The sequence below is a fragment of the Streptomyces olivaceoviridis genome (assembly GCF_014650115.1).
Lineage (GTDB): Bacteria > Actinomycetota > Actinomycetes > Streptomycetales > Streptomycetaceae > Streptomyces > Streptomyces olivaceoviridis.
This window is the reverse complement of the sequence record NZ_BMUI01000053.1, coordinates 1-26,632: the sequence shown is the minus strand read 5'-3', so window position 1 is coordinate 26,632 and position 26,632 is coordinate 1. Positions and strand designations below refer to the sequence as shown.

The following is a 26,632-nucleotide window of genomic DNA, read 5'->3' as shown; positions in this document are numbered from 1 at the left end:
TCAGATCATCGACCGTATCTGCCGCTACTGCGACAGGATCTCCGGACCAGGACACTAGGCGCGCTGGGCCGCTCTCATCGCCGCGCCCACGATCCCCGCGTTGTTCTCCAGCTGGGCGGGCACGATCTCGGCCTTGACGCCCTCGATGAGGTGCAGGAACTTGTTCGCCTTGCGGCTGACCCCGCCGCCGATGATGAACAGCTCCGGCGAGAACAGCATCTCCACGTGGGCCAGGTACTTCTGGACGCGGTGCGCCCACTGCTCCCAGCTGAGGTCGTGGTCCTCCTTGGCCTTGCTGGAGGCGCGCTTCTCGGCGTCGTGGCCGTCCAGCTCCAGGTGGCCCAGCTCGCTGTTGGGGAGCAGGACGCCGTCCACGAAGACGGCGCTCCCGATGCCCGTGCCGAAGGTGAGCAGGATGACCGTGCCCTTGCGGCCCCGGCCGGCGCCGAACTCCATCTCGGCGACGCCCGCCGCGTCCGCGTCGTTGACCACGGTCACCGGCAGGCCGCCGAGCCGCCCGCTGAACAACGCGCGCGCGTCCGTGTCGATCCAGCTCTTGTCGACGTTCGCCGCCGTACGGACCGTTGCGCCGCCGGTGACCACGCCGGGGAAGGTCAGGCCGACCGGGCCCGTCCACCCGAAGTGGTCCACCACCTGTTTGACCCCGTCGGCCACGCCGTCGGGCGTCGCCGGGTGCGGGGTGAGCACCTTGCAGCGCTCCTGGGCCAGGTCGCCCCGGTCCAGATCCACTGGGGCGCCCTTGATGCCGGATCCGCCGATGTCCACGCCGAAGATCTGCATGGCACCACGTTACGACGGACCACCGACGGTCACGCCACGGAGGTGCCGCTCCCGCCGCGCTCGGCGACCAGCGCCGCCGCCTCCTCGCGCAGGTCGCGGCGGAGTTCCTTGGGCAGCGAGAAGGTGATCGACTCCTCGGCGGCCTTGACGATCTCCACGTCGCCGTAGCCGCGCTCGGCGAGCCACTGGAGGACCTGCTCGACCAGGACGTCGGGCACGGAGGCGCCGGAGGTGACGCCGACGGTCGTCACGCCCTCCAGCCAGGCCTCGTCGATCTCGTCGGCGAAGTCCACCAGGTGGGCCTCGCGGGCGCCGGCGAGCTTGGCGACCTCGACCAGCCGCTTGGAGTTGGAGGAGTTGCGCGAGCCGACGACGATGACCAGTTCGGCGTCGGCGCCCATCTGCTTCACGGCGAGCTGCCGGTTCTGCGTGGCGTAGCAGATGTCGTCGCTGGGCGGGGAGACGAGCCCGGGGAACTTCGTCTTCAGGGCGTCGACGGTCTCCATGGTCTCGTCCACGGAGAGGGTGGTCTGGGAGAGCCAGACGACCTTGGACGGGTCGCGGACCTCGACCTTGGCGACGTCCTCGGGGCCGTCGACGAGCTGGATGTGGTCGGGGGCCTCGCCGGAGGTGCCGATGACCTCCTCGTGGCCCTCGTGGCCGATCAGGAGGATGTCGTAGTCCTCCTTGGCGTACCGGACGGCTTCCTTGTGGACCTTGGTGACGAGGGGGCAGGTGGCGTCGATGGTGGCGAGCCGTCCCTGGCGGGCCTCCTCGTGCACGACGGGGGCGACGCCGTGCGCGGAGAACATGACGATGCTGCCGGGCGGCACCTCCTCCGTGCGCTCGACGAAGATCGCGCCCTTCTTCTCCAGGGTCTGCACGACGTACTTGTTGTGGACGATCTCGTGCCGGACGTAGATCGGGGCCCCGTACTGTTCCAGGGCCTTCTCGACGGCGATCACGGCGCGGTCCACGCCGGCGCAGTAGCCCCGGGGGGCGGCGAGCAGGACACGGCGGCCAGAGGAAGCGGTCATGCGTCCCATCGTAAGGCCGGGTCCGGGGGCACCGAGATCGCGTGCCCACGGCCGCGCGGGGAAGACTGGTGCGTATGTCCGACACCGGAACGACGGCCTCCACGACCGGCGCGCACCAGCGGTTGCGGCGCAGCCTCGGCTTCCGGGACCTGGTGGTCTACGGGCTGCTGTTCATCGCGCCGATGGCACCGGTCGGGGTGTTCGGCACGCTCGACGCGACGTCGCACGGTGCGGTGGCGCTGGTGTACGTGGTGGCCACGGTCGCCATGGCGTTCACCGCTTTCAGCTACGCGCAGATGGTGCGGGTCGTACCGCGGGCCGGGTCGGTCTTCGCCTACGCGCGCGCGGGGCTCGGGAACGGGGCCGGGTTCGTCGCGGGTTGGATGGCGATGCTCGACTACGTGCTCATCCCCGCGGTGGCCTACCTCTTCTCCGGCATCGCGATGAACGCGCTGGTCCCCGAGGTGTCCCGGTGGGTGTGGACGGCGCTGGCCGTGGTCGTCACCACGCTCCTCAACCTGTGGGGCGTACGGGCCGCCGCGCGCGTGGGCTTCCTCGTCCTGGCCCTGGAGATCGTGGTCCTGCTGGTGTTCGTGGTGTCGGCGGTCGTGGTGCTGGCGCGGGACGGGGCACAGCGGGGGGTGCTGTCGCCGCTGTCCGGGGACGGCACGCAGGGCGCGTTCGCGCTGTCGGCGGTGATCGGCGCGGTGTCCGTGGCGGTCCTGTCCTACCTGGGTTTCGACGCGATCGCCACGTTCGCCGAGGAGGTCACCGGGGGTTCGGCGAAGGTGGCGCGGGCACTGCTGTTCTGCCTGGCGCTGGCCGGGGTGCTGTTCGTGGCGCAGACGTATCTGGTCACGCTGCTGGAGCCGACGACGTCCGCGCGGCTCGCACGGGATCCCGGGGCACAGGGTTCGGCCTTCTACGACGCGGTGGACTCCGCCGTCGGGACGTGGCTGCACGATCTGGTGGCCGCGAGCAAGGCGGTCGGGGCGGCGTTCGCGGCGCTCGCCGGGCAGGCGGCGGCCGGGCGGCTGCTGTTCGCGATGGGCCGCGACCGGAGGCTGCCGCGGGCCCTGTCCCGCACGGACGGCGGTGTGCCGCGGGTGGCTCTGCTGTGCGCGGCGGTGATCACGCTGGTCGCGGCCGGGTGGGCGGCGCGGCGGGACGACGGCCTGGACAAGCTGGTGTCGGTGGTGGACATCGGGGCCCTGTCCGCGTTCACTCTGCTGCACGCGAGCGTGGTGGGGTATTTCGTGGTGCGGCTCGGGCGGTGGAGCTGGTGGCGGCACGTGCTGGTCCCGGTGCTCGGCGCGGCGATCACGGTGGCGGTCATCGCGGAGGCGGCGGGGCCGGCGCAGCTCGTCGGTGCCGCTTGGCTGGCGATCGGCTTGCTGGTACTGGTGGGTCAGCGGGGGCGGCGGGAGCCGTCGACCGGCTGACCGGCGCAGCGCGCCGGGGTACGGGGAACCCTGCGATCAGCCGTGACGGCAGTCGCAGCCGGAAACGGTCCGCGGCCCTACGGCGCACAGCCCTACGGCGCGTAGCCCGACTGTCGGTGGTGACCACTACGCTCGACGCCATGGCTGCGAACACCTCTCCCGACACCCCGCTCCCCGTGGGCGAGGTCTCCCGGCTGATCGGCGGCTGGATCGACCGGCTCGGCGCGGTGTGGGTCGAGGGGCAGATCACGCAGCTGTCCCGTCGCCCCGGCGCCGGCGTCGTGTTCCTGACGCTGCGCGACCCGTCGTACGACATCTCCGTGAGCGTCACCTGCTACCGCCAGGTCTTCGACGCGGTCGCGGACGTCGTGGGCGAGGGCGCCCGGGTCGTCGTCCTGGCGAAGCCCGAGTGGTACGCCCCCCGCGGCCAGCTCTCCCTGCGCGCCGCCGAGATAAGGCCGGTCGGTGTCGGCGAGCTGCTGGCCCGGCTGGAGCAGCTGAAGAAGGCCCTCGCGGCCGAGGGCCTGTTCGCGCCGGAGCGGAAGAAGCCGCTGCCGTTCCTGCCGCAGCTCATCGGGCTGGTGTGCGGCCGGGCCTCCGCCGCGGAGCGGGACGTGCTGGAGAACGCCCGGCACCGCTGGCCCGCCGTGCGCTTCGAGGTGCGCAACGTCCCGGTGCAGGGCGTGCACGCGGTCCCGCAGGTCGTGCAGGCGGTGAAGGAGCTCGACGCGATCGACGAGGTCGACGTGATCATCGTCGCGCGCGGCGGTGGCAGCGTGGAGGACCTGCTGCCCTTCTCCGACGAACAGCTGGTGCGGGCCGTGGCCGAGTGCCGTACGCCCGTGGTGTCCGCGATCGGGCACGAGCCGGACAATCCGCTGCTGGACCACGTCGCCGACCTGCGCGCCTCCACGCCGACCGACGCGGCGAAGAAGGTCGTGCCGGACGTCGGCGAGGAGCTGGAGCGGGTGCGGATGCTGCGGGACCGGGCGCGGCGCTGCGTGGACGCGTATCTGGACCGGGAGGAGCGGGGGCTGGCGCACGCGCTGGCCCGGCCCTCGATGGAGGATCCGCACCGGATGATCGACGAGCGGGCCGACCATGTGGCCGCGCTGCTGGACCGGGGCCGGCGGACCCTGGGGCACCTGCTGGACCGCGCGGAATCGGAGCTGACGCACACGCACGCGCGCGTGGTGGCCCTCTCCCCCGCGGCGACGCTCCGGCGCGGTTACGCGGTGCTGCAACGGGCGGACGGGCACGTGGTGCGCGATCCGGCCGAGGTGACGGCGGGCGAGGCGCTGCGTGCCCGTGTCGCCGAGGGTGAATTCACAGTGAAGGTGGGCGAATGACGAGCAAGGTGGACGAGGCGCTGTCGTACGAGCAGGCGCGTGACGAGCTGGTCGAGGTCGTACGGCGGCTGGAGGCGGGCGGTACGTCGCTGGAGGAGTCCCTGGCGCTGTGGGAGCGCGGCGAGGAGCTGGCCAAGGTGTGCCGGCGCTGGCTGGAGGGGGCCCGGGCCCGGCTGGACGCGGCGCTGGCCGAGGAGGAGGAAGGGGAGGCGGAGGGGGACGGCGAGTAGGGGTGCGGGGCCGGGGTGTGAAGCGAGTCACCGCACCCCCGATTTAGTTGAAGGTTAAACCTCACTTGTCGTAGGGTCGGTGACGTCAGCCGGTCCGGCACCCCGGGCCGGACGCGCCCCCGAGGAAAGTCACCATGTCTCTCGTTCTTGACCCCGCCGCCCAGGACCTGCTGTTCCGCGAGGCTCGTACCGCGAACTCCTTCACCGACGAGCCGGTGACCGAGGAGCAGGTGCAGGCGATCTACGACCTGGTCAAGTACGGCCCCACCGCCTTCAACCAGACCCCGCTGCGCATCACCCTGGTCCGCTCGGCCGAGGCCCGTGAGCGCCTGGTGCAGCACATGGCCGAGGGCAACCGGGCCAAGACCGCCGCCGCCCCGCTGGTCGCGATCCTCTCCGCGGACAACGAGTTCCACGAGGAGCTGCCGGCCCTGTTCCCGGCCTTCCCGCAGGCCAAGGACGTCTTCTTCGCCGAGCGTCCGGCCCGCGAGGGCTCCGCCACGCTGAACGCCGCGCTCCAGGCCGCCTACTTCATCGTCGGCGTCCGCGCCGCCGGCCTCGCCGCCGGCCCGATGACCGGCTTCGACCACGAGGGCCTCCGCAAGGAGTTCCTGGACGACGACCACACCCCGCTGATGGTCGTCAACATCGGCAAGCCGGGCCCGGACGCCTGGTACCCGCGCTCCCCGCGCCTGGCCTACGAGGACGTCGTCACGACCGTCTGAGCCGCGCGGGCACGGCAAGAGCCCCCGCGAGCACGCGAAGAGGCCCCCAGCACCGCCGGGGGCCTCTTCGCGTGTCCTCGCGTGCGCCGGGACCGGGCGGTCACCCCGTCTTCAGCGCCGCCGCCATCGTCCTCAGCTCCGCGGGGGAGCCGGTGCCGGCCACCACCGTCGTGGAGCCGGGCGTGTCCTTGAGCACCAGGGCGTCGTACCGGCCGCCGCTGTAGCGGGTCCAGGTACGGCCGTCGATCTCCTCGGTCCGCTCGGTCGCCGACGCGCCCTGGCTGGCCTGGTCGATGAAGTCGGCGGGCTTCTGCGTGGACTGCTCGACCTGGACGTACTGGCCGTCCGGGGTCTGGAAGCCGAGGTGCCAGCGGTCGGACTTCTCGCCCTGGAAGCGTACGGAGGTCGCCTTCCAGGTACTCGGCAGGCCCTCGGGCGCGGCCACCGGGTAGCTCGCCGCCCGGCGGGCCGTGATCAGCTCGACCCGGTAGTCGACCCGCTTGAGCTCGGGAGCGTGATCGTCGTGCGGGATGGCGATGAAGTAGACGACCAATCCCACGATAGCGATCACGACCAGGGAGAGAACCATGTCCCGGGCCGTCTTCTGCCTGCCGTTCGTACCTGCCACGCCCCCTATCGTCGCAGGTGCCCCAAGCGCTCATCCGTGGGGTCCCCTGCTCATTTTGTCTGCTCAACGATAGAGTCGGGTCCAAGACCCTCATCCGGCCGTCGTCGTATCAGAAAGGTGCGCTCCGATGACCGAAAATCACCATCTGCCGTCCGAGCTGGACGTCCCCTCGGAGGCTCCCGACCGCAACCTCGCCCTGGAACTCGTCCGGGTGACCGAAGCCGCCGCGATGGCCGCGGGCCGCTGGGTCGGGCGCGGGGACAAGAACGGCGCCGACGGTGCCGCGGTGCGCGCCATGCGGACCCTGGTCTCCACCGTGTCGATGAACGGCGTGGTCGTCATCGGCGAGGGTGAGAAGGACGAGGCCCCGATGCTCTTCAACGGGGAGCACGTGGGCGACGGCACCGGTCCCGAGGTCGACATCGCCGTCGACCCGATCGACGGCACCACGCTGACGGCCAAGGGCATGCCGAACGCGATCGCCGTCCTCGCCGCCGCCGAGCGCGGCGGGATGTTCGACCCGTCCGCCGTGTTCTACATGGACAAGCTGGTCACCGGCCCCGAGGCGGCGGACTTCGTCGACATCAACGCGCCCGTCGCGGTGAACATCCGGCGCATCGCCAAGGCCAAGCGGTCCTCGCCGGAGGACGTGACCGTCGTCATCCTCGACCGGCCGCGGCACGAGGGACTGATCAGCGAGGTCCGGGACGCCGGCGCGCGCATCAAGCTGATCTCCGACGGCGACGTGGCCGGCTCGGTGTACGCGCTGCGCGAGGGCACCGGCGTCGACCTGCTGCTCGGCATCGGCGGCACCCCGGAGGGCATCATCTCGGCCTGTGCCGTGAAGTGCCTGGGCGGGACCATCCAGGGCAAGCTGTGGCCGAAGGACGACGAGGAGCGGCAGCGGGCGATCGACGCGGGGCACGATCTGGACCGGGTGCTCACGACGGACGACCTGGTGTCCGGGGAGAACGTGTTCTTCGTCGCCACCGGGATCACCGACGGGGAGTTGCTGCGGGGGGTCCGGTACCGGTCGGAGACCGCGCTGACCGAGTCGATCGTGATGCGGTCGAAGTCGGGGACGGTACGGAGGATCTTCTCCGAGCACCGGCTGAGCAAGCTGCGGGCCTACAGCGCGATCGACTTCGACCGGGCCAAGTAGGGCCGCCCGCCCGGAGGGGGCGCGCGGAGCGCCGGGGCGCGTGGAACGTCGGCCGCTACAAGGTGTCCGTGGTCGCTCGCGCGGTTCCCCGCGCCCCCAGGCAGGGAAGCGCCCTCGGTGCGGAGAGGGCGCTCCTCGTCCAGGTGTCTCAGCCCGCCATGCGGTCTGCCGACGCCCGCGCCGCCTTCTTCAGTTCCAGCTCCCTGCGGCGGCGCCTCGCCAGGACCACTCGGCGTTCGGCCGCCGTGAGGCCGCCCCAGACGCCGTAGGGCTCGGGCTGGAGGAGGGCGTGTTCACGACACTCGACCATGACCGGACAGCGGGAGCAGACCCGCTTGGCCGCCTCTTCGCGGGACAGCCGGGCGGCGGTCGGTTCCTTCGACGGGGCGAAGAACAGGCCGGCCTCGTCGCGCCGGCACACCGCCTCGGTGTGCCAGGGGGCGTCTTGGTCCCTGTCCCGCGTCGGCACCCGCTGGGCCGGAACGGCAGCGACCTGCAGGGACGAATGCGGCGGTTGCAGCACGGTCTACTCCTGACGACGGCTTCGCGAGCGAGAGACGATGCAGCAAGGCCTACCCGCTGTGCGCGCGCCTATGCACAGCGTTCCCGACCGCTGGCGCGCGGCGCGGCCGTGCGCGCCCCCGGGTCAGTGCCCCAGGTGTTTGCGCAGCTTGCGGTCCACCTTGTCCTGGACGCGTTCGAGGATGTCCGCCACCCACCTGCCCCGCTTGGGCCGCGCCTCCACGTTGCCGAGGACGGCCCAGCCGTCGACGTAGACCACCGGCGCGTCGGGGTCGACCGAGTCCAGCGGGCTCACCTCGAAGTTGCCGAGCACGCCACCGCCGGTGCCGCGCAGCGAGATGTTCTCCGGGACGCGGATCTGGACGTCGCCGAAGACGGAGACCGCCTTGATGACCACCTGCTGGTACTCGAAGATCGCCTCGCTGAGGTCGATCTCGACGCTGCCGAAGACGGCGTACGCGTGCAGCCGGCGTCCGGCCCGCCAGCGGCCCCGGCGCACGGCGCTGCTGAACACCGCCACCACGTTCGCGTCGGCCTCCACCGGGATCGCGCCCGGGGTGGGCCGGGGCGGCACCGGCGTGTAGGCGGGGGCGGCGGGGCGCTGGTGGGCGGCGGGCAGGTCCCGGATGAAGACCTCCAGCTCACCCACCGTCTTGGCGTGCAGCACCCCGTCCACGCGCTCGGCGTGCTCGTCGGCGGTCAGCCGGCCCTCGGCCATGGCCTCGCGGAGGATGTCGGCGATCCGGTCGCGGTCGGCGTCGGAGGCGCGCAGCTCGGTGGCGGGGGTGGGTGCGGTGTGCTTCTGAAGGTCCACGAGGGCAGCGTACCCACACACGATAGATCGCGACACCCCCGACTGAGCCTTACCTCACAGTTTCGCCGTCGGAGGCAGGTTCTACGCTGGGGAGGCCCGCCGGCGTCGGCGGGCGGCCGTCCGTCAGAGTGAGGAATGGGCTGAGATGCCGCGTACTTCCCCCCCGCCCCGCCCCGCGTTCGAGTACACCGATCTGCTCCCCCAGGGCGAGGACACCACCCCGTACCGGTTGGTGACCTCCGAGGGTGTCTCCACGGTCGAGGGGCCGGACGGGCGGACGTTCCTCAAGGTGGAGCCGGAGGCGCTGCGCAAGCTGGCCGAGGAGGCCATCCACGACATCCAGCACTACCTGCGCCCGGCCCACCTCGCCCAGCTCCGCCGGATCATCGACGACCCGGAGGCGTCGGGCAACGACAAGTTCGTCGCGCTCGACCTGCTGAAGAACGCGAACATCGCGGCGGCCGGCGTGCTGCCCATGTGCCAGGACACCGGCACGGCGATCGTCATGGGCAAGCGCGGCCAGAACGTGCTGACGGCCGGCGAGGACGAGAAGCACCTGTCCCACGGCATCTACGACGCCTACACCAAGCTGAACCTGCGCTACTCGCAGATGGCTCCGCTCACCATGTGGGAGGAGAAGAACACCGGCTCCAACCTGCCGGCCCAGATCGAGCTCTACGCCACCGACGGCGGCGCCTACAAGTTCCTGTTCATGGCGAAGGGCGGCGGCAGCGCCAACAAGTCCTTCCTGTACCAGGAGACGAAGGCCGTCCTGAACGAGGCCTCCATGATGAAGTTCCTGGAGGAGAAGATCCGCTCGCTCGGCACGGCCGCCTGCCCGCCGTACCACCTGGCGATCGTCGTCGGCGGCACCAGCGCCGAGTACGCGCTGAAGACCGCGAAGTACGCCTCCGCGCACTACCTGGACACCCTGCCGGCCGAGGGGTCGCCGCTCGGCCACGGCTTCCGGGACAAGGAGCTGGAGGAGAAGGTCTTCGAGCTGACCCAGAAGATCGGTATCGGCGCGCAGTTCGGCGGCAAGTACTTCTGCCACGACGTCCGCGTGGTCCGCCTGCCCCGGCACGGCGCGTCCTGCCCGGTCGCCATCGCCGTCTCCTGCTCCGCCGACCGCCAGGCGGTCGCGAAGATCACCGCCGAGGGCGTCTTCCTGGAGCAGCTGGAGACCGACCCGGCGCGCTTCCTGCCGGACACCACGGACGAGCACCTGGAAGAGGGCGACGTCGTCAGGGTCGACCTCAACCAGCCGATGGACACGATCCTCGCCGAGCTGACCAAGTACCCGGTCAAGACGCGGCTGTCGCTGACCGGCCCGCTGGTCGTGGCCCGGGACATCGCCCACGCCAAGATCAAGGAGCGGCTGGACGCGGGCGAGGAGATGCCGCAGTACCTGAAGGACCACCCGGTGTACTACGCCGGCCCGGCGAAGACGCCCGAGGGCTACGCCTCCGGTTCCTTCGGCCCGACCACGGCCGGCCGCATGGACTCCTATGTGGAGCAGTTCCAGGCGGCGGGCGGCTCCAAGGTGATGCTCGCCAAGGGCAACCGCAGCAAGCAGGTCACCGACGCGTGTGCCGCCCACGGCGGTTTCTACCTCGGCTCCATCGGCGGCCCGGCCGCCCGTCTCGCCCAGGACTGCATCAAGAAGGTGGAGGTCCTGGAGTACGAGGAGCTGGGCATGGAGGCGGTCTGGAGGATCGAGGTCGAGGACTTCCCGGCGTTCATCGTGGTGGACGACAAGGGGAACGACTTCTTCACCGACCCGGCCCCGCAGCCGACGTTCACGAGCATTCCGGTGCGGGGTCCCGGTCTGGTCTGACCCCCTCCCTCCGTCGCCCCCGGGACCGGGACCGGGTCCCGGGGGCAACGGAATACGGGCGCCGTGGCGGGCCCTGACCCGCCCTCAGCGAGCCGGCCACCCGCCCGGCCCAATTCCCGGAACATTCCGGTCCCCGCGACCGCTGTACGGGACATGAGCGAATACCGCATCGAACATGACTCCATGGGCGAGGTCCGGGTCCCGGCCCACGCCAAGTGGCGGGCCCAGACGCAGCGTGCCGTGGAGAACTTCCCGGTTTCCGGACAGCGCATCGAGCGGGCGCACATCGAGGCGCTGGCCCGCATCAAGGCGGCGGCGGCGAAGGTGAACGCCGAGCTGGGCGTGCTGGACAAGGAGGTCGCGCAGGCGATCCAGGACGCGGCCGGCGAGGTCGCCGCGGGGAAGTGGGACGAGCACTTCCCGGTGGACGTGTTCCAGACGGGCTCGGGGACCTCGTCCAACATGAACACCAACGAGGTCATCGCGACGCTGGCGACCGAGCGGCTCGGCCGGGACGTGCACCCCAACGACCACGTGAACGCCTCGCAGTCGTCCAACGACGTCTTCCCGTCGTCCATCCACATCGCGGCCACCGCGGCCGTCACCCATGACCTGATCCCGGCCCTGGAGCACCTCGCCGCGTCCCTGGAGCGCAAGTCCGAGGAGTTCGCGGACGTGGTGAAGTCGGGGCGGACGCACCTGATGGACGCGACACCGGTGACGCTCGGGCAGGAGTTCGGCGGGTACGCGGCCCAGGTGCGGTACGGCGTCGAGCGGCTCCGGGCCTCCCTTCCGCGCCTCGCCGAGCTCCCGCTGGGCGGCACGGCCGTCGGCACCGGCATCAACACCCCGCCCGGGTTCTCCGCCGCCGTCATCGAGGAGGTCGCCCGGGTGACCGGGCTGCCGCTGACCGAGGCCCGCGACCACTTCGAGGCGCAGGGCGCCCGGGACGGCGTCGTGGAGACCAGCGGACAGCTCAGGACCATCGCGGTCGGCCTGACGAAGATCGCCAACGATCTGCGCTGGATGTCCTCCGGGCCGCGCACCGGTCTCGCCGAGATCCGGCTGCCCGACCTCCAGCCCGGCTCCTCGATCATGCCGGGCAAGGTGAACCCCGTGGTCCCGGAGGCCGTGCTGATGGTCGCCGCGCAGGTCGTCGGGAACGACGCCACCATCGCCACCGCGGGCGCCGCCGGCAACTTCGAACTGAACGTCATGCTCCCGGTCATCGCCAAGAACGTCCTGGAGTCGGTCCGGCTGCTCGCCAACGTCTCGCGGCTGCTGGCCGACCGGACCGTCGACGGCATCACCGCCGACCGCGAACGCGCCCGCGAGTACGCCGAGTCGTCCCCGTCGGTGGTGACCCCGCTGAACAAGTACATCGGGTACGAGGAGGCCGCGAAGGTCGCCAAGAAGTCCCTCGCCGAGCGCAAGACGATCCGTCAAGTCGTCCTGGAGAGCGGGTACGTGGAGCGGGGCGACCTGACGCTGGAGGAGCTGGACGAGGCGCTGGATGTCCTGCGGATGACGCGCCCGTAGCCGGGAGCGAACCATTCCGGCCACCTGGGTACCGCCGTGACCCGCGCCGCAGCGTCGTGTGCCCGTGGCACCTAATATCTGCGCATGACGGACGACGGAGCGATGACACGAGTGGCGGCGGGGCCGGCGGCGACCTACTGGACCCCGGGGACGCACATCCTGTGGCGCTACCGGGCGAACGGCGGCGAGCGGTACCACATCGCGCGGCCGGTCACCGTCGTACGCGACGACGCGGACCTGCTGGCGGTGTGGCTGGCCCCCGGCACCGAGTGCGTGAAGCCGGTCCTGGCCGACGGCACGCCCGTGCACCTGGAGCCGCTGGAGTCCCGGTACACCAAGCCGCGCACGGTCCAGCGGGACCGCTGGTTCGGCACGGGCGTGCTGAAGCTGGCCCAGCCCGGCCGGCCCTGGTCGGTGTGGCTGTTCTGGGAGCCGGGCTGGCGGTTCAAGAACTGGTACGTGAACCTGGAGGAGCCGCTGGTCCGGTGGGCGGGCGGGGTGGACTCCGAGGACCACTTCCTGGACATCTCCGTGCAGCCGGACCGCACTTGGCACTGGCGCGACGAGGACGAGTTCGCGCAGGCCCAGCGGGACGGGCTGATGGACGCGGCGACCGCCGAGCAGGTGCGGGCGGCCGGCCGGGAGGCGGTGGAGGTGATCCGCGCGTGGGGGCCGCCGTTCGGCGACGGCTGGCCGCGCTGGCGCCCGGACCCGTCCTGGACGGTACCTTCCCTCCCCGAGGACTGGGACCGCACACCCGCGCGCGTATCCTCGTGAGAGCCTTGATACGCCCCCAGACAAGAAACGTAGGATCGTCCTCCGCAAGGGCGTGGAAGAGCAACTTCAGGGGCATGCGCCGGGCTTGACCGATCGTCACCGAGGGGCGGCAGGACGTGAGCGAGGGGTACCAGGGCACCACCACGAAGGCGTGCGGCGACCGGGCCGCCGGCCGCGCGGATCTCGCCACCGGCACAGCGGTCGCCCGCGACACGGCGGAAATTCCGTTCCTGGGGCACGTATTGCGGGTATCGGGATGTCGGCGGGACCAACTGCGCGCCCGGCGCACCCGGCGCACAGCCCCGGACGGATGGATGCGACACGCGTGACGGAGCAGCCCACCTCCTTCGAACGCCCCCAGCCGGGCGTCGACCCCGCGGAGTCCCGCGGGGCACTCCTGCGTACCCAGCAGCAGCCCCAGAAGCCTTCGGCACAGCTCGGCGATCCGGCCTTACCCGTACAGGCCCGGGCCGACGGAACGCCGTCCGGAGCGGGCACCGCCACCCCCTGTGACAGGGGGAAGGAACCCGCGGTCGGCCAGGGGAAGGAGCCCTCAGTCAACGGCCCCGAGCACGCCCAGCCCGCCGGCACCGAACCCGACGCCCACCGCCCGCGCCCCGCGCCGGAGGCCATCCCGGCGCAGCCCGGCGCCGAGCAGGAGAGGTCGCAGGGCGGTCAGGAACGCCGTACTGGGCAGGTCCTGCCGCCGGGGCGGCCGATGCCCATGCGGCGCGACGGGGACCGGCTCAGGTTCGTGGGCGCGGCCACCCGGCGGATCGCCCGCGGGCTCGACCTCGACGAGATCGTCATGGGGCTGTGCCGGGCCACCGTGCCGACGTTCTCCGACGCGATACTGGTCTACCTGCGCGAGCCGCTGCCGGTCGGCGACGAGCGGCCCAGCGGTCCGGTGGTGCTGCGGCTGCGCCGTACCGACCGGATACCCCCGGAGCGGGACACCGACGGGGTGCTGCTGCCGCCGGCGTTCGAGCCGGAGCCGTCCGTGCTGTCGGACCTGTCGGCGCTCACCACCGAGCTGTGCGAGGTGCGGCCGGGCGGCGCGCTGAACGAGGTGCTGCGCGGGGTGCGCCCGGTGTTCGCCGACGCGCCCGCCGCCCGGGACGCGCTGCCCGAACTGCTCGGCGAGGGCGGTGAGGCGGTCGTACCGGGCGAGCGGCACGCGATCCTCGCGCCGCTGCGCGGACGGCGCCGGGTGATCGGCGCGGCCCTGTTCCTGCGCCGCCCGGACCGGCTCGCGTTCGAGGCGGACGACCTGCTGGTGGCCGCGCAGCTGGCCACGCACAGCGCGCTCGGCATCGACAAGGCGGTGCTGTACGGCCGCGAGGCGTACATCGCCGACGAGTTGCAGCGCACCATGCTGCCCGAGACGCTGCCCCGGCCGACCGGTGTCCGGCTGGCCTCCCGCTATCTGCCGGCGGCGGAGACCGCGCGGGTGGGCGGCGACTGGTACGACGCGATCCCGCTGCCCGGCAGCCGGGTGGCGCTGGTCGTCGGCGATGTGATGGGCCACTCGATGACCTCGGCGGCGATCATGGGCCAGCTGCGCACCACCGCGCAGACGCTGGCCGGGCTCGATCTCCCGCCGCAGGAGGTGCTGCACCATCTGGACGAGCAGGCGCAGCGCCTGGGCACCGACCGCATGGCGACCTGCCTGTACGCGGTCTACGACCCGGTGACGCACCGCATCACGATCGCCAACGCCGGTCATCCGCCGCCCGTGCTGCTGCACCTGGGCGGCCACGCCGAGGTACTGCGGGTGCCGTCGGGCGCGCCGATCGGGGTCGGCGGGGTCGACTTCGAGGCGGTGGAGCTGGAGGCGCCCGCCGGCGGCACCCTGCTGCTGTACACCGACGGCCTGGTGGAGTCCCGGCTGCGGGACGTGTGGACCGGCATCGAGCAGTTGCGGGAGAAGCTGGCCGCGACCGCGCGGCTGACCGGCCCGGACCACCCGCCGCCGCTGGAAGCGCTGTGCGACGAGGTGCTGGACATGCTCGGCCCGGGCGACCGGGACGACGACATCGCGCTGCTCGCCGCCCGCTTCGACGGGATCGCGCCGAGCGATGTCGCCTACTGGACGCTGGAGCCGGAGGACTCCGCCCCGGGCCAGGCCCGCCGGCTGGCCCGGCGCGCGCTCGCCCGCTGGGACCTGGAGGACCTGACGGACTCGGTGGAGTTGCTGGTCAGCGAGGTCGTGACGAACGCCGTGCGGTACGCGTCGCGGCCGGTGACGCTGCGGCTGCTGCGCACGGACGTGCTGCGCTGCGAGGTCGGCGACGACGTGCCGCAGCTGCCGCGCCTGCGGCAGGCGCGGGCCACGGACGAGGGCGGGCGCGGCCTGTACCTGGTCAACAGGCTGGCCCGGCGCTGGGGCGCGACCCGGCTGAGCACCGGCAAGGTGGTGTGGTTCGAGCTGACCCGCGGCTGAGCGCAGCCGAACCCCGCGACACGCGAAAGGGCGCCCGGTGTGACCGGGCGCCCTTCGCCGTCGTGTCCTGTCGTGGGGCTACGGGACGTTCTGCGGGTCGAGCGGGTTCTCCGGGCTGATCGACGTCGTCGGCGGCGGGCTCGTCGGGGTCTGGCTCGGGGTCTGGGTGGGCGTCTGGCTGGGGGTCTGGGTCGGCGTCTGCGACGGGGTCTCGGTCGGCGACTCGGACGTCGGCGGGGCGCTGGTCGGCGTCTGCGACGGCGTCTGGGTCGGGGTGTGCGTCCAGGTCGGCGTCTCGGTCGGCTCGACGGCCGCGCCCTGCGTGGTGTTCAGGTCGAACGAGGCCCTGTCGGTGACGCCGAAGGTGTACGCGGCCCAGATCTGCGCCGGGTAGCCGCCGCCGTTGATCCGGCCGGGCGGCGGGAGCAGGCCGGTCGCGCCCTTCATGGAGACGTGGGCCTTGGTCTTCGGGTCCTCGCCGAACAGGCCGACGGAGGTGACCAGGGTCGGCGTGTAGCCGGTGAACCAGGCCGACTTGTTCTCGTCGGAGGTACCGGTCTTGCCCGCCACCTGCTGGCCGTCGCGCAGCGGGTTGCTCGCCACGGACCGCTTGGCCGTACCGTCGTCGACCACGCCGGTGAGCACCGAGGTGACCGTGTCGGCGGCCGTACGGCTGATCACCGAGCCGCCGACCGGGTTCGGCATGTCGACCGTACGGCCCTTGTTCTCCGCGGACTTGATGACCGTCGGGGTCACCTTGTAGCCGTGGTTGGCGAAGGTGGCGTAGATCCCGGCCATCTCCAGCGGGCTGGCGCCCATGGAGCCGAGGGTCTGGGCGGGCACCGCCTGCATGCCCTTGGTGTTCATGCCGAGCTTGCCCGCCGTGCTCATGACCTTGTCCATGCCGACGTCCACGCCCATCTGCGCGAAGACGGAGTTGACGGACTTGTTCATCGCCTGCTGCACGGTGATCTTGTCGTAGTCGACGTCGTCCTCGTTCGGCGGGGCGAAGCCGACCCTGGCGCCGTGGTCCAGGACCTGGCGGCGGCTGGTGCCGTCGTAGACGGTGCTCGCGGTGATCGGCTTGCCGTCCTGGGTGGTGGCGTTCTGCTCCAGCGCGGCGGCGAGGATGACCGGCTTGAACGTGGACGCCGGCTGGTAGTCCCGGCGGGCGGCGTTGTCGAAGTAGTGCTTGTAGTAGTCCTGGCCGCCGTAGAGCGCGACGATCCTGCCGGTCCTGGGGTCGACGGAGACGGCGCCGGCCTGGATGGCTCCGTCGACCTTGCGCTTCTTCGGGTCGAGCTTGCCGGTCAGCTGGGTCTTGACGGCCTTCTCCAGCGCGGCCTGCTTCTTCCGGTCGATGTTGAGGGTGATGGTCCAGCCCTTGTCGACGACGGCGTTCTCCGCCTGGGACTGGGTCAGGCCCTCCTGCGCCATGAGCTGCTGCTCCAGCTGCTGGTTGGCGAGTTCGACCAGGTAGCCCTTCTGGCCGCCGAGGCCCGGGGCGCCCTTGGGCTCCTTCGGGTAGGGGAAGTGCAGGCCGTCCCGGTCGCTCTTGGAGAGCCAGCCCTCCTCGACCATGTTGTCCAGGACGTAGTTCCAGCGCTGTGTGACCAGCCGCTTGCCGGTCTTGGTGGCGACGGCCCAGTCGTACTGGCTGGGGGCCTGGAGCAGGGCGGCGAGGTAGGCGCCCTGCGCGACGCTGAGGTCCTGGGCGTCCACGTGGTAGTACGCCTGGGCGGCGGCCTGGATGCCGTAGGCGTTGCGGCCGTAGTAGCTGGTGTTGATGTAACCGGCGAGGATGTCGTCCTTGGACTTCTCGCGGTCCACCTTGAGCGAGATGACCAGCTCCTTCAGCTTGCGCGTGACGGTCTGGTCCTGGTTCAGGTAGTAGTTCTTGACGTACTGCTGGGTGATCGTGGAGCCGCCCTGCTTGCCCTTGCCGGACACCGTGTTGATCAGGCCGCGGGCGGTGCCGCGCAGGTCGACGCCGGAGTCGTGGTAGAAGCTCTTGTTCTCGGCGGCGACGAAGGTCAGCTGGACCTTGCGGGGCACCTTGGACAGGTCGACGATCTCGCGGTTGACCTCGCCCTTGCGGGCCAGGATCGTTCCGTCACTGAACTTGTAGACGTTGCTCTGCTGCTGGGCGGCGGCGTTGCCCTGGGGGATGTCCACGTACAGGTACAGGCCGATGAAGCCCAGGATGCCGAGCAGGCACACGCCGAAGAAGGTCCCGAGGATCTTCTTCCAGCCGAAGATCCGGCGTATGAGGCTCTTGGCGGGCTTGCCGGACGCGGGCCCGCCGCCGGAGGCGCCGGACGCGGCGGCTGCCGAGGGCGTGGGCGCGGAGCGGCGGCGCTCGGGTGCCGCGCGGTGGCCGCCGCGCTGTCGCGCTCGTCTCTCTTCCGCTCGTCCCATGGGTCCCTACGCTCGCTTCCGTCTCGGGGTCAGCTCCGAAAGCTAACACCCCTCTATATGACAAAGGGCGTCCGATCCGTTCTTTTACGGACGTGACAATCAGCACCCGCCCCATCGGAACCGACGGCTGTCACTGGTCCAGGGTTGCTTGGCGGAGTAAAGTGTTATCACTTAGCTAGAAGAAAGCTAGGCGCTACGACAACCGGGGGTCCCCTATGTCCATATCCGAGCCGGCCGCCACCGCCGACGTCCCCGAGATGCCGGCGCCACGGGTGCGGGAGTTCACCGCCCACAGCATCGGCGGCGGGCTCGCCCTGCTGCTCGGGCTGATCGGGCTCGGCGCCGCGGTCGCGCTGTTCGCGGCCTCCGGGGCGGCCCCCTCCGGCGGGGCCGAGGGCGGGCTCGTCGCCGCCGGCGTCGTCGTCCTGCTGGCGTCCGCCATCGGGATGCGCGGACTGAACACGGTCGCGCCGGGCGAGGCCCGGGTCGTCCAGCTCTTCGGGCGCTACCGGGGCACGATCCGGCAGGACGGCCTGCGCTGGGTGAACCCCTTCACCTCCCGGACCCGGATCTCCACCCGGGTGCGCAACCACGAGACCGCCGTACTGAAGGTCAACGACGCCTACGGCAACCCGATCGAGCTGGCCGCGGTCGTGGTGTGGAAGGTCCAGGACACCGCGCAGGCCACCTTCGAGGTGGACGACTTCGCCGAGTTCGTCGCCACCCAGACCGAGACGGCCGTGCGGCACATCGCCATCGAGTACCCGTACGACGCCCACGAGGAGGACGGCCTGTCGCTGCGCGGCAACGCCGAGGAGATCACCGAGAAGCTGGCCGTCGAGCTCCAGGCGCGGGTGGAGGCGGCCGGGGTGCGGATCATCGAGTCCCGCTTCACGCATCTCGCGTACGCTCCCGAGATCGCCTCGGCGATGCTCCAGCGGCAGCAGGCGGGGGCGGTCGTCGCGGCCCGCCGGCAGATCGTGGACGGCGCGGTCGGCATGGTCGAGGCGGCGCTGGCCCGGATCGCGGACGCGGACATCGTGGAGCTGGACGAGGAACGGAAGGCGGCGATGGTGTCGAACCTGATGGTGGTGCTGTGCGGGGACCGGGCCCCCCAGCCGGTCCTCAACACGGGGACGCTCTACCAGTGACGGACCCGGTGAAGGGCCCTTCGGGGGCCCCGAAGCGCCGACCGCAGCAGCGCAAGCAGGTGCTGCTGCGGCTGGACCCGCTGGTGTACGAGGCACTGGCCCGGTGGGCCGGGGACGAGCTGCGGTCGGCCAACGCGCAGATCGAGTTCCTGCTGCGGCGCGCCCTCGCGGAGGCGGGGCGCCTGCCGACGGACACCGGACCACTGCCGCGGCGGGGCCGGCCGCCCGTGTCGGAACCGTGACAATCGGCCCCCACCTGCGGGGCCGTACCCCCCGCCACATTCCCTGCACGGCGCGTATACACCCCGCGTATACACCGTGTGTAGAGTGCTGCCATGTCCATCGGTCACACCCTTCTGGGACTCCTGGAGTCCGGCCCGCGCCACGGCTACGACCTCAAGCGGGCCTTCGACGAGAAGTTCGGTCACGACCGGCCGCTGCACTACGGCCAGGTCTATTCCACGATGTCCCGGCTGCTGAAGCACGGCCTCGTGGAAGTCGACGGGATCGAGGCCGGCGGCGGCCCCGAGCGCAAGCGGTACGCCATCACCGACGCCGGCGTCACCGACGTCGAGCACTGGCTCGCCACGCCGGAGAAGCCGGAGGAGTACCTCCAGTCGACCCTCTACACCAAGGTCGTCCTCGCCCTGCTCACCCACCGCGACGCGACCGACATCCTCGACACGCAGCGGGCCGAACACCTGCGCAGCATGCGGATCCTGACCGACCGCAAGCGCAAGGGCGACCTCGCGGACCAGCTGATCTGCGACCACGCCCTGTTCCACCTGGAGGCCGACCTGCGCTGGCTGGAACTGACCGCCGCGCGCCTCGACAAGCTCCGCGCGGAGGTGGTGGCCAAGTGACTCCCCCGCCCGGCACCCTGCTCACCGCCGAGAACCTGCGCAAGTCCTACGGCCCCACGGTCGCGCTCGACGGTGCCGCGTTCTCCATCCACCCCGGCGAGGTCGTCGCCGTCATGGGCCCCTCCGGCTCCGGCAAGTCCACGCTGCTGCACTGCCTGGCCGGCATCGTGCCGCCCGACTCCGGCTCCATCACCTACGACGGCCGCGAACTGGCCGGCATGAACGACGCAGGGCGCAGCGCCCTGCGCCGCAGCGAGTTCGGCTTCGTCTTCCAGTTCGGGCAGCTCGTCCCGGAGCTGACCTGCGTGGAGAACGTGGCGCTGCCGCTGCGCCTGAACGGCACGTCCCGCAAGGAGGCCGAGCGGTCCGCGCTGAGCTGGATGGAGCGCCTGGAGGTGGACGACCTCAAGGACAAACGGCCCGGCGAGGTCTCCGGCGGCCAGGGCCAGCGGGTCGCGGTGGCGCGGGCGCTGGTCACCGGGCCCCGGGTGCTGTTCGCCGACGAGCCGACCGGCGCGCTCGACTCCCTCAACGGCGAACGCGTGATGGAGCTGCTGACCGACGCGGCCCGCTCCACCAACGCCGCCGTGGTCCTGGTCACGCACGAGGCCCGGGTGGCCGCCTACTCCGACCGCGAGATCGTCGTACGCGACGGCAGGTCCCGCGACATGGAGCGCGCCATATGAACGTGCGGCAGTGGTGCAGGGACCTGGGCATGGGGGCCCGGTTCGCCGTCACCGGCGGACGCGAGGGCTGGGTCCGGATGCTGCTGACGGCGGTCGGCGTCGGCCTGGGCGTGGCGCTGCTGCTGCTGACGACGGCGCTGCCGAACATCCTGACCGCCCGGGACCGGGTGGAGAACGCCCGCCAGGACTACTCGGCCTCCTACGACACCCCCAAGGCCGACGACACCGTGCTGGTCGCGGTCACCGACACCCAGTGGCACGGCAGGAGCATCCGCGGCCGGCTGCTCGAACCGGAGGGCCCCGGGGCACCGCTGCCGCCCGGCGTCGGCCGTCTCCCGGCGAAGGGCGAGATGGTGGTCTCGCCCGCGCTGAAGAGGCTGCTGTCCTCGGACGGGGCGACGCTGCTGCGCGAGCGGATCCCGTACCGGATCACCGGGACCATCGGCGACAGCGGACTGATCGGCTCCCACGAACTCGCCTACTACGCGGGCGCCGAGGGTCTGGTACCGCACTCGGGCGGCACCCGGGTGAACCGGCTGAACGCCTTCGGCAATCCCGCCCCGGCGCCGGAACGGGCCGACCCGGTGCTCATCCTCATGACACTGGTCGTGTTCGTCGCCCTGCTGACGCCGATCGCCGTCTTCATCGCCGCGGCCGTACGGTTCGGCGGCGAGCGGCGCGACCGCAGGCTGGCCGCGCTGCGGCTGGTGGGCTCCGACAGCCGGATGACCCGCCGGATCGCGGCGGGCGAGGCGCTGGCCGGGTCGCTGCTCGGACTCGCCGTCGGCACGGTGTTCTTCCTGATCGGACGGCAGACGGCGGGCTCGGTGGAGGTCAGGGGGGAAAGCTTCTTCCCCAGCTACCTCGACCCGTCCCCCGCACTGGCCGCGCTGGTCGCGGTGGCGGTCCCGGCGGCGGCGGTGCTGGTGACGCTGTTCGCCATGCGCGGGGTGGTCGTGGAACCGCTCGGCGTGGTCCGCACGGCCAAGCAGGCCCGGCGGCGCCTGTGGTGGCGGCTGCTGCTGCCGCTGGCGGGCCTCGCGATGCTGTACCCGATGATCGGCAACGGCCGCTCCAACGGCGACTTCAACCAGTACCTGGTCATCGGCGGCGTGCTGCTGCTCCTGGTCGGCGTCACCGCCCTGCTGCCCTGGCTGGTGGAGGCGTTCGTCGCCCGGCTCGGCGCGGGCGCGGTCTCCTGGCAACTGGCCGTACGACGGCTCCAGCTGAGCAGCGGCACGGCCGCCCGCATGGTCAACGGCATCGCGGTGGCAGTGGCCGGGGCGATCGCGCTACAGATGCTGTTCGCGGGCGTGGAGGGTCAGTACACCAGGGAGACCGGCAAGGACCCGGGCCGGGCCCAGATGGAGGTCGACCTGACCGATCGCATCCCACTGGCCCTCGCGCGCGCGGAGTTCGCCCGCACCGAGGGCGTGAGGACGTCGGTGACTCTGTCCACCGGAATGGTGGGCGGCAAGCGCCGGGAGCCCGACCGCGTGGCCCCCGTCGCCGTCGGCGACTGCTCCGCGCTCAGGGAGATCGCCCACCTGCCGTCCTGCCACGACGGTGACGTCTTCGCCGTGCACAACCCGTACTCCGATCCCGGCTACCAGGAAGGGATCCGACCCCTCATGCGACCGGGCCTGCGGGTGTGGATGGACCCGACGGCGGGTGAGGCGCGCGGCCGGGAGATCGCCTGGACGCTGCCGGCCACGGTACGCGAGGTCACCGCGCGCAAGGACTCGCTCCAGGGCGACCCCAGCGGCCTGCTGGCCACTCCCTCCGCTCTGCCCGCCGGAGCCGCCTCCGCGGTCTACGGCCACGTCTACCTGCGCCTGGACGACGCGGTGCCGGACGCCGACGAGCGTGTGCGCACCGCGGCGGCCCGGATCGACCCGCTCGCCTACGCCTGGACCTGGGCGGCGACCGAGCAGTCCAACCGGTACGCCTCCCTGCGCACCGGCCTGTTCATCGGCGCGGTCTGTGTGCTGGCGCTGATCGGGGCGAGCCTGCTGGTCTCCCAGCTGGAGCAGTTGCGCGAGCGGCGCAAGCTGCTGTCGTCCCTGCTCGCCTTCGGCACCCGGCGCCGCACACTCGGCCTGTCGGTGCTGTGGCAGACGGCCGTGCCGATCACGCTCGGTCTGCTGCTGGCCGCCGCGGTGGGCCTGACCCTCGGTACGGTCCTGCTGAAGCTGGCGGCGACCCCGGTCTCCGTCGACTGGCCGAGCGTGCTGTCCCTGACCGGCGCCGGCGCGGCGGTGGTCCTCGTGGTCACCGTGCTGAGCCTGCCGCCGCTGGTGAGGATGATGCGGCCGGAGGGCCTGCGTACGGAGTGAGTCCCGTCGACCGGCCGCGGCGCCGTCGTGGCCGGTCGCGCGGTTCCCCGCGCCCCCTACCGGGCGCTCACCCCGCCAGCACCCGCACGGGCAAGGCCCGCAACGCCTCCCGCAGGGCGCCCGCCAGCTCCGCGTACTCCGCGGAGCGCGCCGCGCCGGAGCGCATCGCGAACGCGACCCGGCGGCTCGGGGCGGGCTCGGCGAAGTACCCGGTCAGCAGTTGGCTGCTGCGGGTGGTCTCCAGCTTCAGCGCGGTGCGCGGGAGCAGCGTGCAGCCGAGGCCGCCGGCCACCAGCTGGACCAGCGTGGACAGGCCGGCGGCCGTGGTGGTGACCGGCGCGTCCTCGCGGCCGGCCTCCCGGCAGATGTCCAGCGCCTGGTCGCGCAGGCAGTGACCCTCGTCCAGGAGGAGCAGGTTCAGCTCCTTCAACGCCTCGCGCGGGATGCCCTCCCGGCCGCCGAGCCAGTGGTCGAGCGGGGTGACGAGCACGAAGTCCTCGTCGAAGAGGGGGAGTTCCACGACTCCGGGGACGCCGAGCGGCACGGCCAGCAACAGCAGGTCGAGCCGCCCGGAGTTCAGGCCCTCGACCAGGTTGGCGGTCTGCTCCTCGTGCACCTGGAGGTCGAGGTGCGGGTAGCGGTCGTGGACGAGGCGCAGCACGGTCGGCAGCAGGTACGGAGCCACGGTGGGGATCACCCCGAGGCGCAGCGCGCCGGTGAAGGGCGCCCGGACCGCCTCGGCCTCCTCCATCAGCGCGCCCACCGCGTCCAGCACCGCCTTGGCCCGCACGGCCAGCCGCTCCCCCGCGGGCGAGAGCAGCACCTTGCGGGTCGTACGCTCAAGGAGGGTCACACCGAGGGTCTCCTCCAGGGTCGAGACCGCACCCGAGAGGGCGGGCTGGCTCATCCCGATGGCCGCCGCCGCGTCCCGGAAGTGCAGGTGCTCGGCCACGGCGGCGAACGCCCGCAGCTGCGCCAGGCTCGGTTGCCTGCGTTTGCCGTTACTCACGGTCACTGATAACAACCTCCGATCAACTCGACCGAGTGTAGCTATTTCACTAATCAATGCACCCTGTGCCAACATCGATCACGTCCAACCCATGGGAAACATCCCAAAAGGGACGTTTCTTCGCTGCAAGGAGAGCGCGTGCTCACTGTCGGTGACAAGTTCCCCGAGTTCGAACTGACCGCCTGCGTCTCGCTGGAGAAGGGCAAGGAGTTCGAGCAGATCCACCACAAGTCCTACGAGGGCAAGTGGCTAGTGGTCTTCGCCTGGCCCAAGGACTTCACGTTCGTGTGCCCGACCGAGATCGCCGCGTTCGGGAAGCTGAACGACGAGTTCGCCGACCGCGACGCCCAGATCCTCGGCTTCTCGGGTGACTCCGAGTTCGTCCACCACGCCTGGCGCAAGGACCACCCGGACCTGACCGACCTGCCGTTCCCGATGATGGCGGACTCCAAGCACGAGCTGATGCGCGACCTCGGCATCGAGGGCGAGGACGGCTTCGCGCAGCGCGCCGTCTTCGTCGTCGACCCGAACCACGAGATCCAGTTCACGATGGTCACCGCCGGTTCCGTGGGCCGTAACCCCAAGGAGGTCCTGCGGGTCCTGGACGCCCTCCAGACCGACGAGCTGTGCCCGTGCAACTGGACCAAGGGCGAGCAGACCCTCGACCCGGTCGCGCTGCTGGCTGGTGAGTGACCCGTGTCGCTCGACTCCCTGAAGTCCCGTATCCCGGACTACGCCAAGGACCTGAAGCTCAACCTGGGCTCGGTCATCGGCAACTCGGAGCTGCCGGCCCAGCAGCTGTGGGGCACGGTGCTGGCGACCGCCATCGCCTCCCGATCCCCGATCGTGCTGCGTGAGCTGGAGCCGGAGGCGAAGGCGAACCTCTCGCCGGAGGCGTACCAGGCCGCCAAGTCGGCCGCCGCCATCATGGCGATGAACAACGTCTTCTACCGCACCCGGCACCTGCTGTCCGACCACGAGTACGGCACCCTGCGCGCGGGCCTGCGGATGAACGTCATCGGCAACCCGGGCGTGGAGAAGGTCGACTTCGAGCTCTGGTCGTTCGCGGTCTCCGCGATCAACGGCTGCGGCATGTGCCTGGACTCGCACGAGCAGGTGCTGCGCAAGGCCGGCGTGGAGCGCGAGACCGTCCAGGAGGCGTTCAAGATCGCCTCCGTGGTGCAGGCGGTGGGCGTCACCCTCGACGCCGAGGCCGTGCTGGCCGAATAAGCCGTACGTCGAGGACCCCGCTCACCCCTGGTGGGCGGGGTCCTCCGCGTTCCGGTCCACCGCCTCTTCCACCGCTTCTGCCACGGGCTCGGCGGGGGCGTGCCGCTGGACCTCCTGCGAATACTGCCGCAGGTACCCCACCACCGTGTTCGTCACCGCCACCAGGGGTACGGCCACCACCGCGCCGCCGATGCCGGCCACCATGCCGCCGGCGGCCACGGTCAGGACGACCGCCAGCGGGTGGACCCGGACCGCGCGGCCCAGGATGAACGGCTGGAGGACGTGCCCCTCGATCTGCTGGACCGCGAGGACGACGACGAGGGTCATGACGGCCGCGAAGACGCCTTGGGTGACCAGCGCCACGATCACCGCGAGCGCGCCGGAGGCGACCGCGCCGACCAGCGGGATGAACGAGAACAGGAAGATGAAGACGGCCAGCGGGACGGCCATCGGCACGTCCAGGAAGTAGATGCCGATGCCGATGAAGATGGCGTCGATGAGGGCGACGAGGACCGTGCCGCGCACGTAGGCCGTCAGGGTGCGCCAGGCGCGCGGGCCGGCGCCGGCCACACCCGGGCGGGCGGCGGCGGGCACCAGCTTCAGGAACCACTGCCAGATGCGCTTGCCGTCGTAGAGCAGGAACAGCGTCGAGAAGAACACCAGCAGGATGCCGGTGAGGGCCTCCACGATGACCTGGACGCCCTCCAGACCGGCGGACGTTATCTGGTCGGCGTTGGCTCCGATCGCCTCCCGGAGGTTCTTGGCGATCTGGTTGATCTGCTTGTCGGTGACGTGGAACGGGCTCTTCAGCAGCCAGTTACGCAGGTCGTCGATGCCGCTCTGGATCTGGTTGGAGAGCGTGTCGATGTTCTCCATGACCTGCCAGGTCACGAACCAGCCCATCAGGCCGATGACGACGAAGCCGCTGATGGCGGTGAGCGCGGTGGCCGGGCCGCGCGGCACCCCGCGCCGGGTGAGCCGGGCGACCGTCGGCTGGAGCAGCGCGGTGACCAACAGGGCGATGACGAAGGCGAACACCACGAGCTGGATGGCGCTGATGACCCGCATCAGCACCCAGACCGTGCCGGCCAGCACCAGCAGCCGCCAGCCCGCCTCGGCGGCGACCCGGACGCCCCACGGCACCGCTTCGGCCGGATCGGGGCGGGGACCGGACCGCGCCGCGGGTCGGCGGACGGGCACCACCGCGGCGGCAGGCGCGTCGTCCGGCCCCGGATCGGCGGGCTCGGCGGGCTCGTCGTGCTCCTTCTCCACCTCGGCGCGGCGCTCGTCCAGGCGCTCGCTCATCTCGGTGAGACCGGCCCCCAGCCGGCCGAGCCACCCTGGCACTCGCGACATGATCCGTCCTCTTCCCCCGCGTCCCCGGGTGCTCGCCACCACTCCCCCGCTGGAGTCGTTCGGATACGACCGTACAGGGCGAAAGCCCCTCCCCTGAGGACGGGGAGGGGCTGCACGGGGTTGAGAGAGCACCGGCGAAGGGGCTGCGCCGGCGGAGCGCTCAGTACCAGTGGTTGGCTTGCCAGAACGACCAGGCCTGGCACGGGCTGCCGTACCGGCTGTTCATGTAGTTGAGGCCCCACTTGATCTGGGTGGCCGGGTTGGTCTGCCAGTCGGC

25 protein-coding genes are annotated in these 26,632 nt (G+C 71.5%); 16 read left to right on the top strand and 9 right to left on the bottom strand.

All coding sequences use genetic code 11. The annotated features are described in order from the left end of the window. Positions 1-54: 54 nt before the first annotated feature. Together ppgK and IE273_RS41445 are read right to left on the bottom strand one after the other, a co-directional pair. Positions 55-801 carry a polyphosphate--glucose phosphotransferase gene (gene ppgK / locus IE273_RS41450; protein ID WP_189820282.1) on the bottom strand — a complete coding sequence of 249 codons (747 nt, stop codon included), beginning with the start codon at positions 799-801 and terminating at the stop codon, positions 55-57. Positions 802-830: 29 nt separating this feature from the next. Next, on the bottom strand, positions 831-1,847 hold the full coding sequence (locus tag IE273_RS41445; RefSeq protein WP_189820281.1) for a 4-hydroxy-3-methylbut-2-enyl diphosphate reductase: 1,017 nt from the start codon (positions 1,845-1,847) through the stop codon (positions 831-833). Positions 1,848-1,912: 65 nt separating this feature from the next. Here IE273_RS41445 and IE273_RS41440 point away from each other — a divergent pair, with 65 nt between their 5' ends. From IE273_RS41440 to IE273_RS41425, 4 genes are all read left to right on the top strand, one after another. Further along, positions 1,913-3,280 (top strand): APC family permease, encoded by a 1,368-nt coding sequence (locus IE273_RS41440; protein ID WP_189820280.1) that lies wholly within the window; start codon positions 1,913-1,915, stop codon positions 3,278-3,280. 140 nt (positions 3,281-3,420) lie between these two features. Next, complete coding sequence (gene xseA, locus IE273_RS41435; RefSeq protein WP_189820279.1) at positions 3,421-4,629, top strand: exodeoxyribonuclease VII large subunit; 1,209 nt, start codon at positions 3,421-3,423, stop codon at positions 4,627-4,629. After that, positions 4,626-4,859: an exodeoxyribonuclease VII small subunit gene (locus tag IE273_RS41430; protein ID WP_189820278.1), complete on the top strand. Its 234-nt coding sequence runs from the start codon at positions 4,626-4,628 to the stop codon at positions 4,857-4,859. Before xseA ends, IE273_RS41430 begins: the two co-directional genes overlap by 4 nt. Before the next feature lie 134 nt (positions 4,860-4,993). After that, positions 4,994-5,584: a malonic semialdehyde reductase gene (locus IE273_RS41425; RefSeq protein WP_189820277.1), complete on the top strand. Its 591-nt coding sequence runs from the start codon at positions 4,994-4,996 to the stop codon at positions 5,582-5,584. A gap of 100 nt (positions 5,585-5,684) precedes the next feature. Here IE273_RS41425 and IE273_RS41420 read toward each other — a convergent pair whose 3' ends face one another. After that, entirely contained in the window at positions 5,685-6,212 is a 528-nt protein-coding gene (locus IE273_RS41420) for a DUF4245 domain-containing protein (protein WP_189820276.1), read from the bottom strand. Between the two features lie 127 nt (positions 6,213-6,339). Here IE273_RS41420 and glpX point away from each other — a divergent pair, with 127 nt between their 5' ends. After that, positions 6,340-7,374, top strand: a complete 1,035-nt coding sequence (glpX, locus tag IE273_RS41415) for a class II fructose-bisphosphatase (protein WP_189820275.1) — start codon at positions 6,340-6,342, stop codon at positions 7,372-7,374. A 148-nt stretch (positions 7,375-7,522) separates the two neighbouring features. On the opposite strand, the gene IE273_RS41410 is transcribed toward glpX, so the two are convergent. Beyond that, positions 7,523-7,897 carry a WhiB family transcriptional regulator gene (locus IE273_RS41410; RefSeq protein ID WP_041665476.1) on the bottom strand — a complete coding sequence of 125 codons (375 nt, stop codon included), beginning with the start codon at positions 7,895-7,897 and terminating at the stop codon, positions 7,523-7,525. 123 nt (positions 7,898-8,020) lie between these two features. After that, positions 8,021-8,710 (bottom strand): DUF1707 SHOCT-like domain-containing protein, encoded by a 690-nt coding sequence (locus tag IE273_RS41405; protein WP_189820274.1) that lies wholly within the window; start codon positions 8,708-8,710, stop codon positions 8,021-8,023. Positions 8,711-8,855: 145 nt separating this feature from the next. On the opposite strand from IE273_RS41405, the gene IE273_RS41400 reads away from it, so the two are divergent. The 4 genes from IE273_RS41400 (at position 8,856) to IE273_RS41385 (ending at position 15,306) form a co-directional block, all read left to right on the top strand. Beyond that, on the top strand, positions 8,856-10,547 hold the full coding sequence (locus IE273_RS41400) for a fumarate hydratase (protein ID WP_189820273.1): 1,692 nt from the start codon (positions 8,856-8,858) through the stop codon (positions 10,545-10,547). 153 nt (positions 10,548-10,700) lie between these two features. After that, entirely contained in the window at positions 10,701-12,086 is a 1,386-nt protein-coding gene (locus IE273_RS41395; protein WP_189820272.1) for a class II fumarate hydratase, read from the top strand. Positions 12,087-12,170: 84 nt separating this feature from the next. Beyond that, positions 12,171-12,863, top strand: coding sequence for a cytidylyl-2-hydroxypropylphosphonate hydrolase (gene fomD / locus IE273_RS41390; RefSeq protein WP_189820271.1), 693 nt, complete (start codon positions 12,171-12,173; stop codon positions 12,861-12,863). Positions 12,864-13,188: 325 nt separating this feature from the next. Beyond that, the gene (locus tag IE273_RS41385; RefSeq protein ID WP_189820270.1) at positions 13,189-15,306 is read left to right on the top strand and encodes a SpoIIE family protein phosphatase; all 2,118 of its coding nucleotides are present in this window, start codon (positions 13,189-13,191) and stop codon (positions 15,304-15,306) included. A 78-nt stretch (positions 15,307-15,384) separates the two neighbouring features. Here the strand turns inward: IE273_RS41385 and IE273_RS41380 are convergent, their stop codons facing one another. After that, a complete protein-coding gene (locus tag IE273_RS41380) occupies positions 15,385-17,724 on the bottom strand; it encodes a transglycosylase domain-containing protein (RefSeq protein WP_189820269.1) in 2,340 nt (779 codons plus the stop codon). A 215-nt stretch (positions 17,725-17,939) separates the two neighbouring features. Between IE273_RS41380 and IE273_RS41375 the strand changes: the two genes are divergently transcribed. The 5 genes from IE273_RS41375 to IE273_RS41355 all read left to right on the top strand — a co-directional run bounded on the left by IE273_RS41375 (position 17,940) and on the right by IE273_RS41355 (position 22,760). Then, positions 17,940-18,875 carry an SPFH domain-containing protein gene (locus IE273_RS41375; RefSeq protein WP_189820268.1) on the top strand — a complete coding sequence of 312 codons (936 nt, stop codon included), beginning with the start codon at positions 17,940-17,942 and terminating at the stop codon, positions 18,873-18,875. Further along, positions 18,872-19,117, top strand: a complete 246-nt coding sequence (locus tag IE273_RS41370; RefSeq protein WP_189820267.1) for a type II toxin-antitoxin system antitoxin — start codon at positions 18,872-18,874, stop codon at positions 19,115-19,117. Before IE273_RS41375 ends, IE273_RS41370 begins: the two co-directional genes overlap by 4 nt. Positions 19,118-19,210: 93 nt before the next feature. Further along, a complete protein-coding gene (locus IE273_RS41365) occupies positions 19,211-19,738 on the top strand; it encodes a PadR family transcriptional regulator (RefSeq protein ID WP_014674694.1) in 528 nt (175 codons plus the stop codon). Further along, positions 19,735-20,424: an ABC transporter ATP-binding protein gene (locus IE273_RS41360; protein WP_189820266.1), complete on the top strand. Its 690-nt coding sequence runs from the start codon at positions 19,735-19,737 to the stop codon at positions 20,422-20,424. The genes IE273_RS41365 and IE273_RS41360 overlap by 4 nt, the downstream gene beginning before the upstream one ends. Beyond that, positions 20,421-22,760, top strand: a complete 2,340-nt coding sequence (locus IE273_RS41355; protein ID WP_189820265.1) for an FtsX-like permease family protein — start codon at positions 20,421-20,423, stop codon at positions 22,758-22,760. Before IE273_RS41360 ends, IE273_RS41355 begins: the two co-directional genes overlap by 4 nt. A gap of 67 nt (positions 22,761-22,827) precedes the next feature. On the opposite strand, the gene IE273_RS41350 is transcribed toward IE273_RS41355, so the two are convergent. Continuing rightward, positions 22,828-23,775 (bottom strand): LysR substrate-binding domain-containing protein, encoded by a 948-nt coding sequence (locus IE273_RS41350; protein ID WP_189820264.1) that lies wholly within the window; start codon positions 23,773-23,775, stop codon positions 22,828-22,830. A gap of 132 nt (positions 23,776-23,907) precedes the next feature. Between IE273_RS41350 and IE273_RS41345 the strand changes: the two genes are divergently transcribed. Together IE273_RS41345 and IE273_RS41340 are read left to right on the top strand one after the other, a co-directional pair. Continuing rightward, positions 23,908-24,462, top strand: coding sequence for a peroxiredoxin (locus IE273_RS41345; RefSeq protein WP_189820263.1), 555 nt, complete (start codon positions 23,908-23,910; stop codon positions 24,460-24,462). Between the two features lie 3 nt (positions 24,463-24,465). Further along, positions 24,466-24,999 (top strand): alkyl hydroperoxide reductase, encoded by a 534-nt coding sequence (locus IE273_RS41340; protein WP_014674689.1) that lies wholly within the window; start codon positions 24,466-24,468, stop codon positions 24,997-24,999. 21 nt (positions 25,000-25,020) lie between these two features. Here IE273_RS41340 and IE273_RS41335 read toward each other — a convergent pair whose 3' ends face one another. Both IE273_RS41335 and IE273_RS41330 read right to left on the bottom strand, forming a co-directional pair. Continuing rightward, a complete protein-coding gene (locus tag IE273_RS41335; RefSeq protein WP_189820262.1) occupies positions 25,021-26,355 on the bottom strand; it encodes an AI-2E family transporter in 1,335 nt (444 codons plus the stop codon). 160 nt (positions 26,356-26,515) lie between these two features. Further along, the coding region (locus IE273_RS41330) for an aggregation-promoting factor C-terminal-like domain-containing protein (RefSeq protein WP_505016507.1) at positions 26,516-26,632 on the bottom strand (117 nt) is incomplete at its 5' end.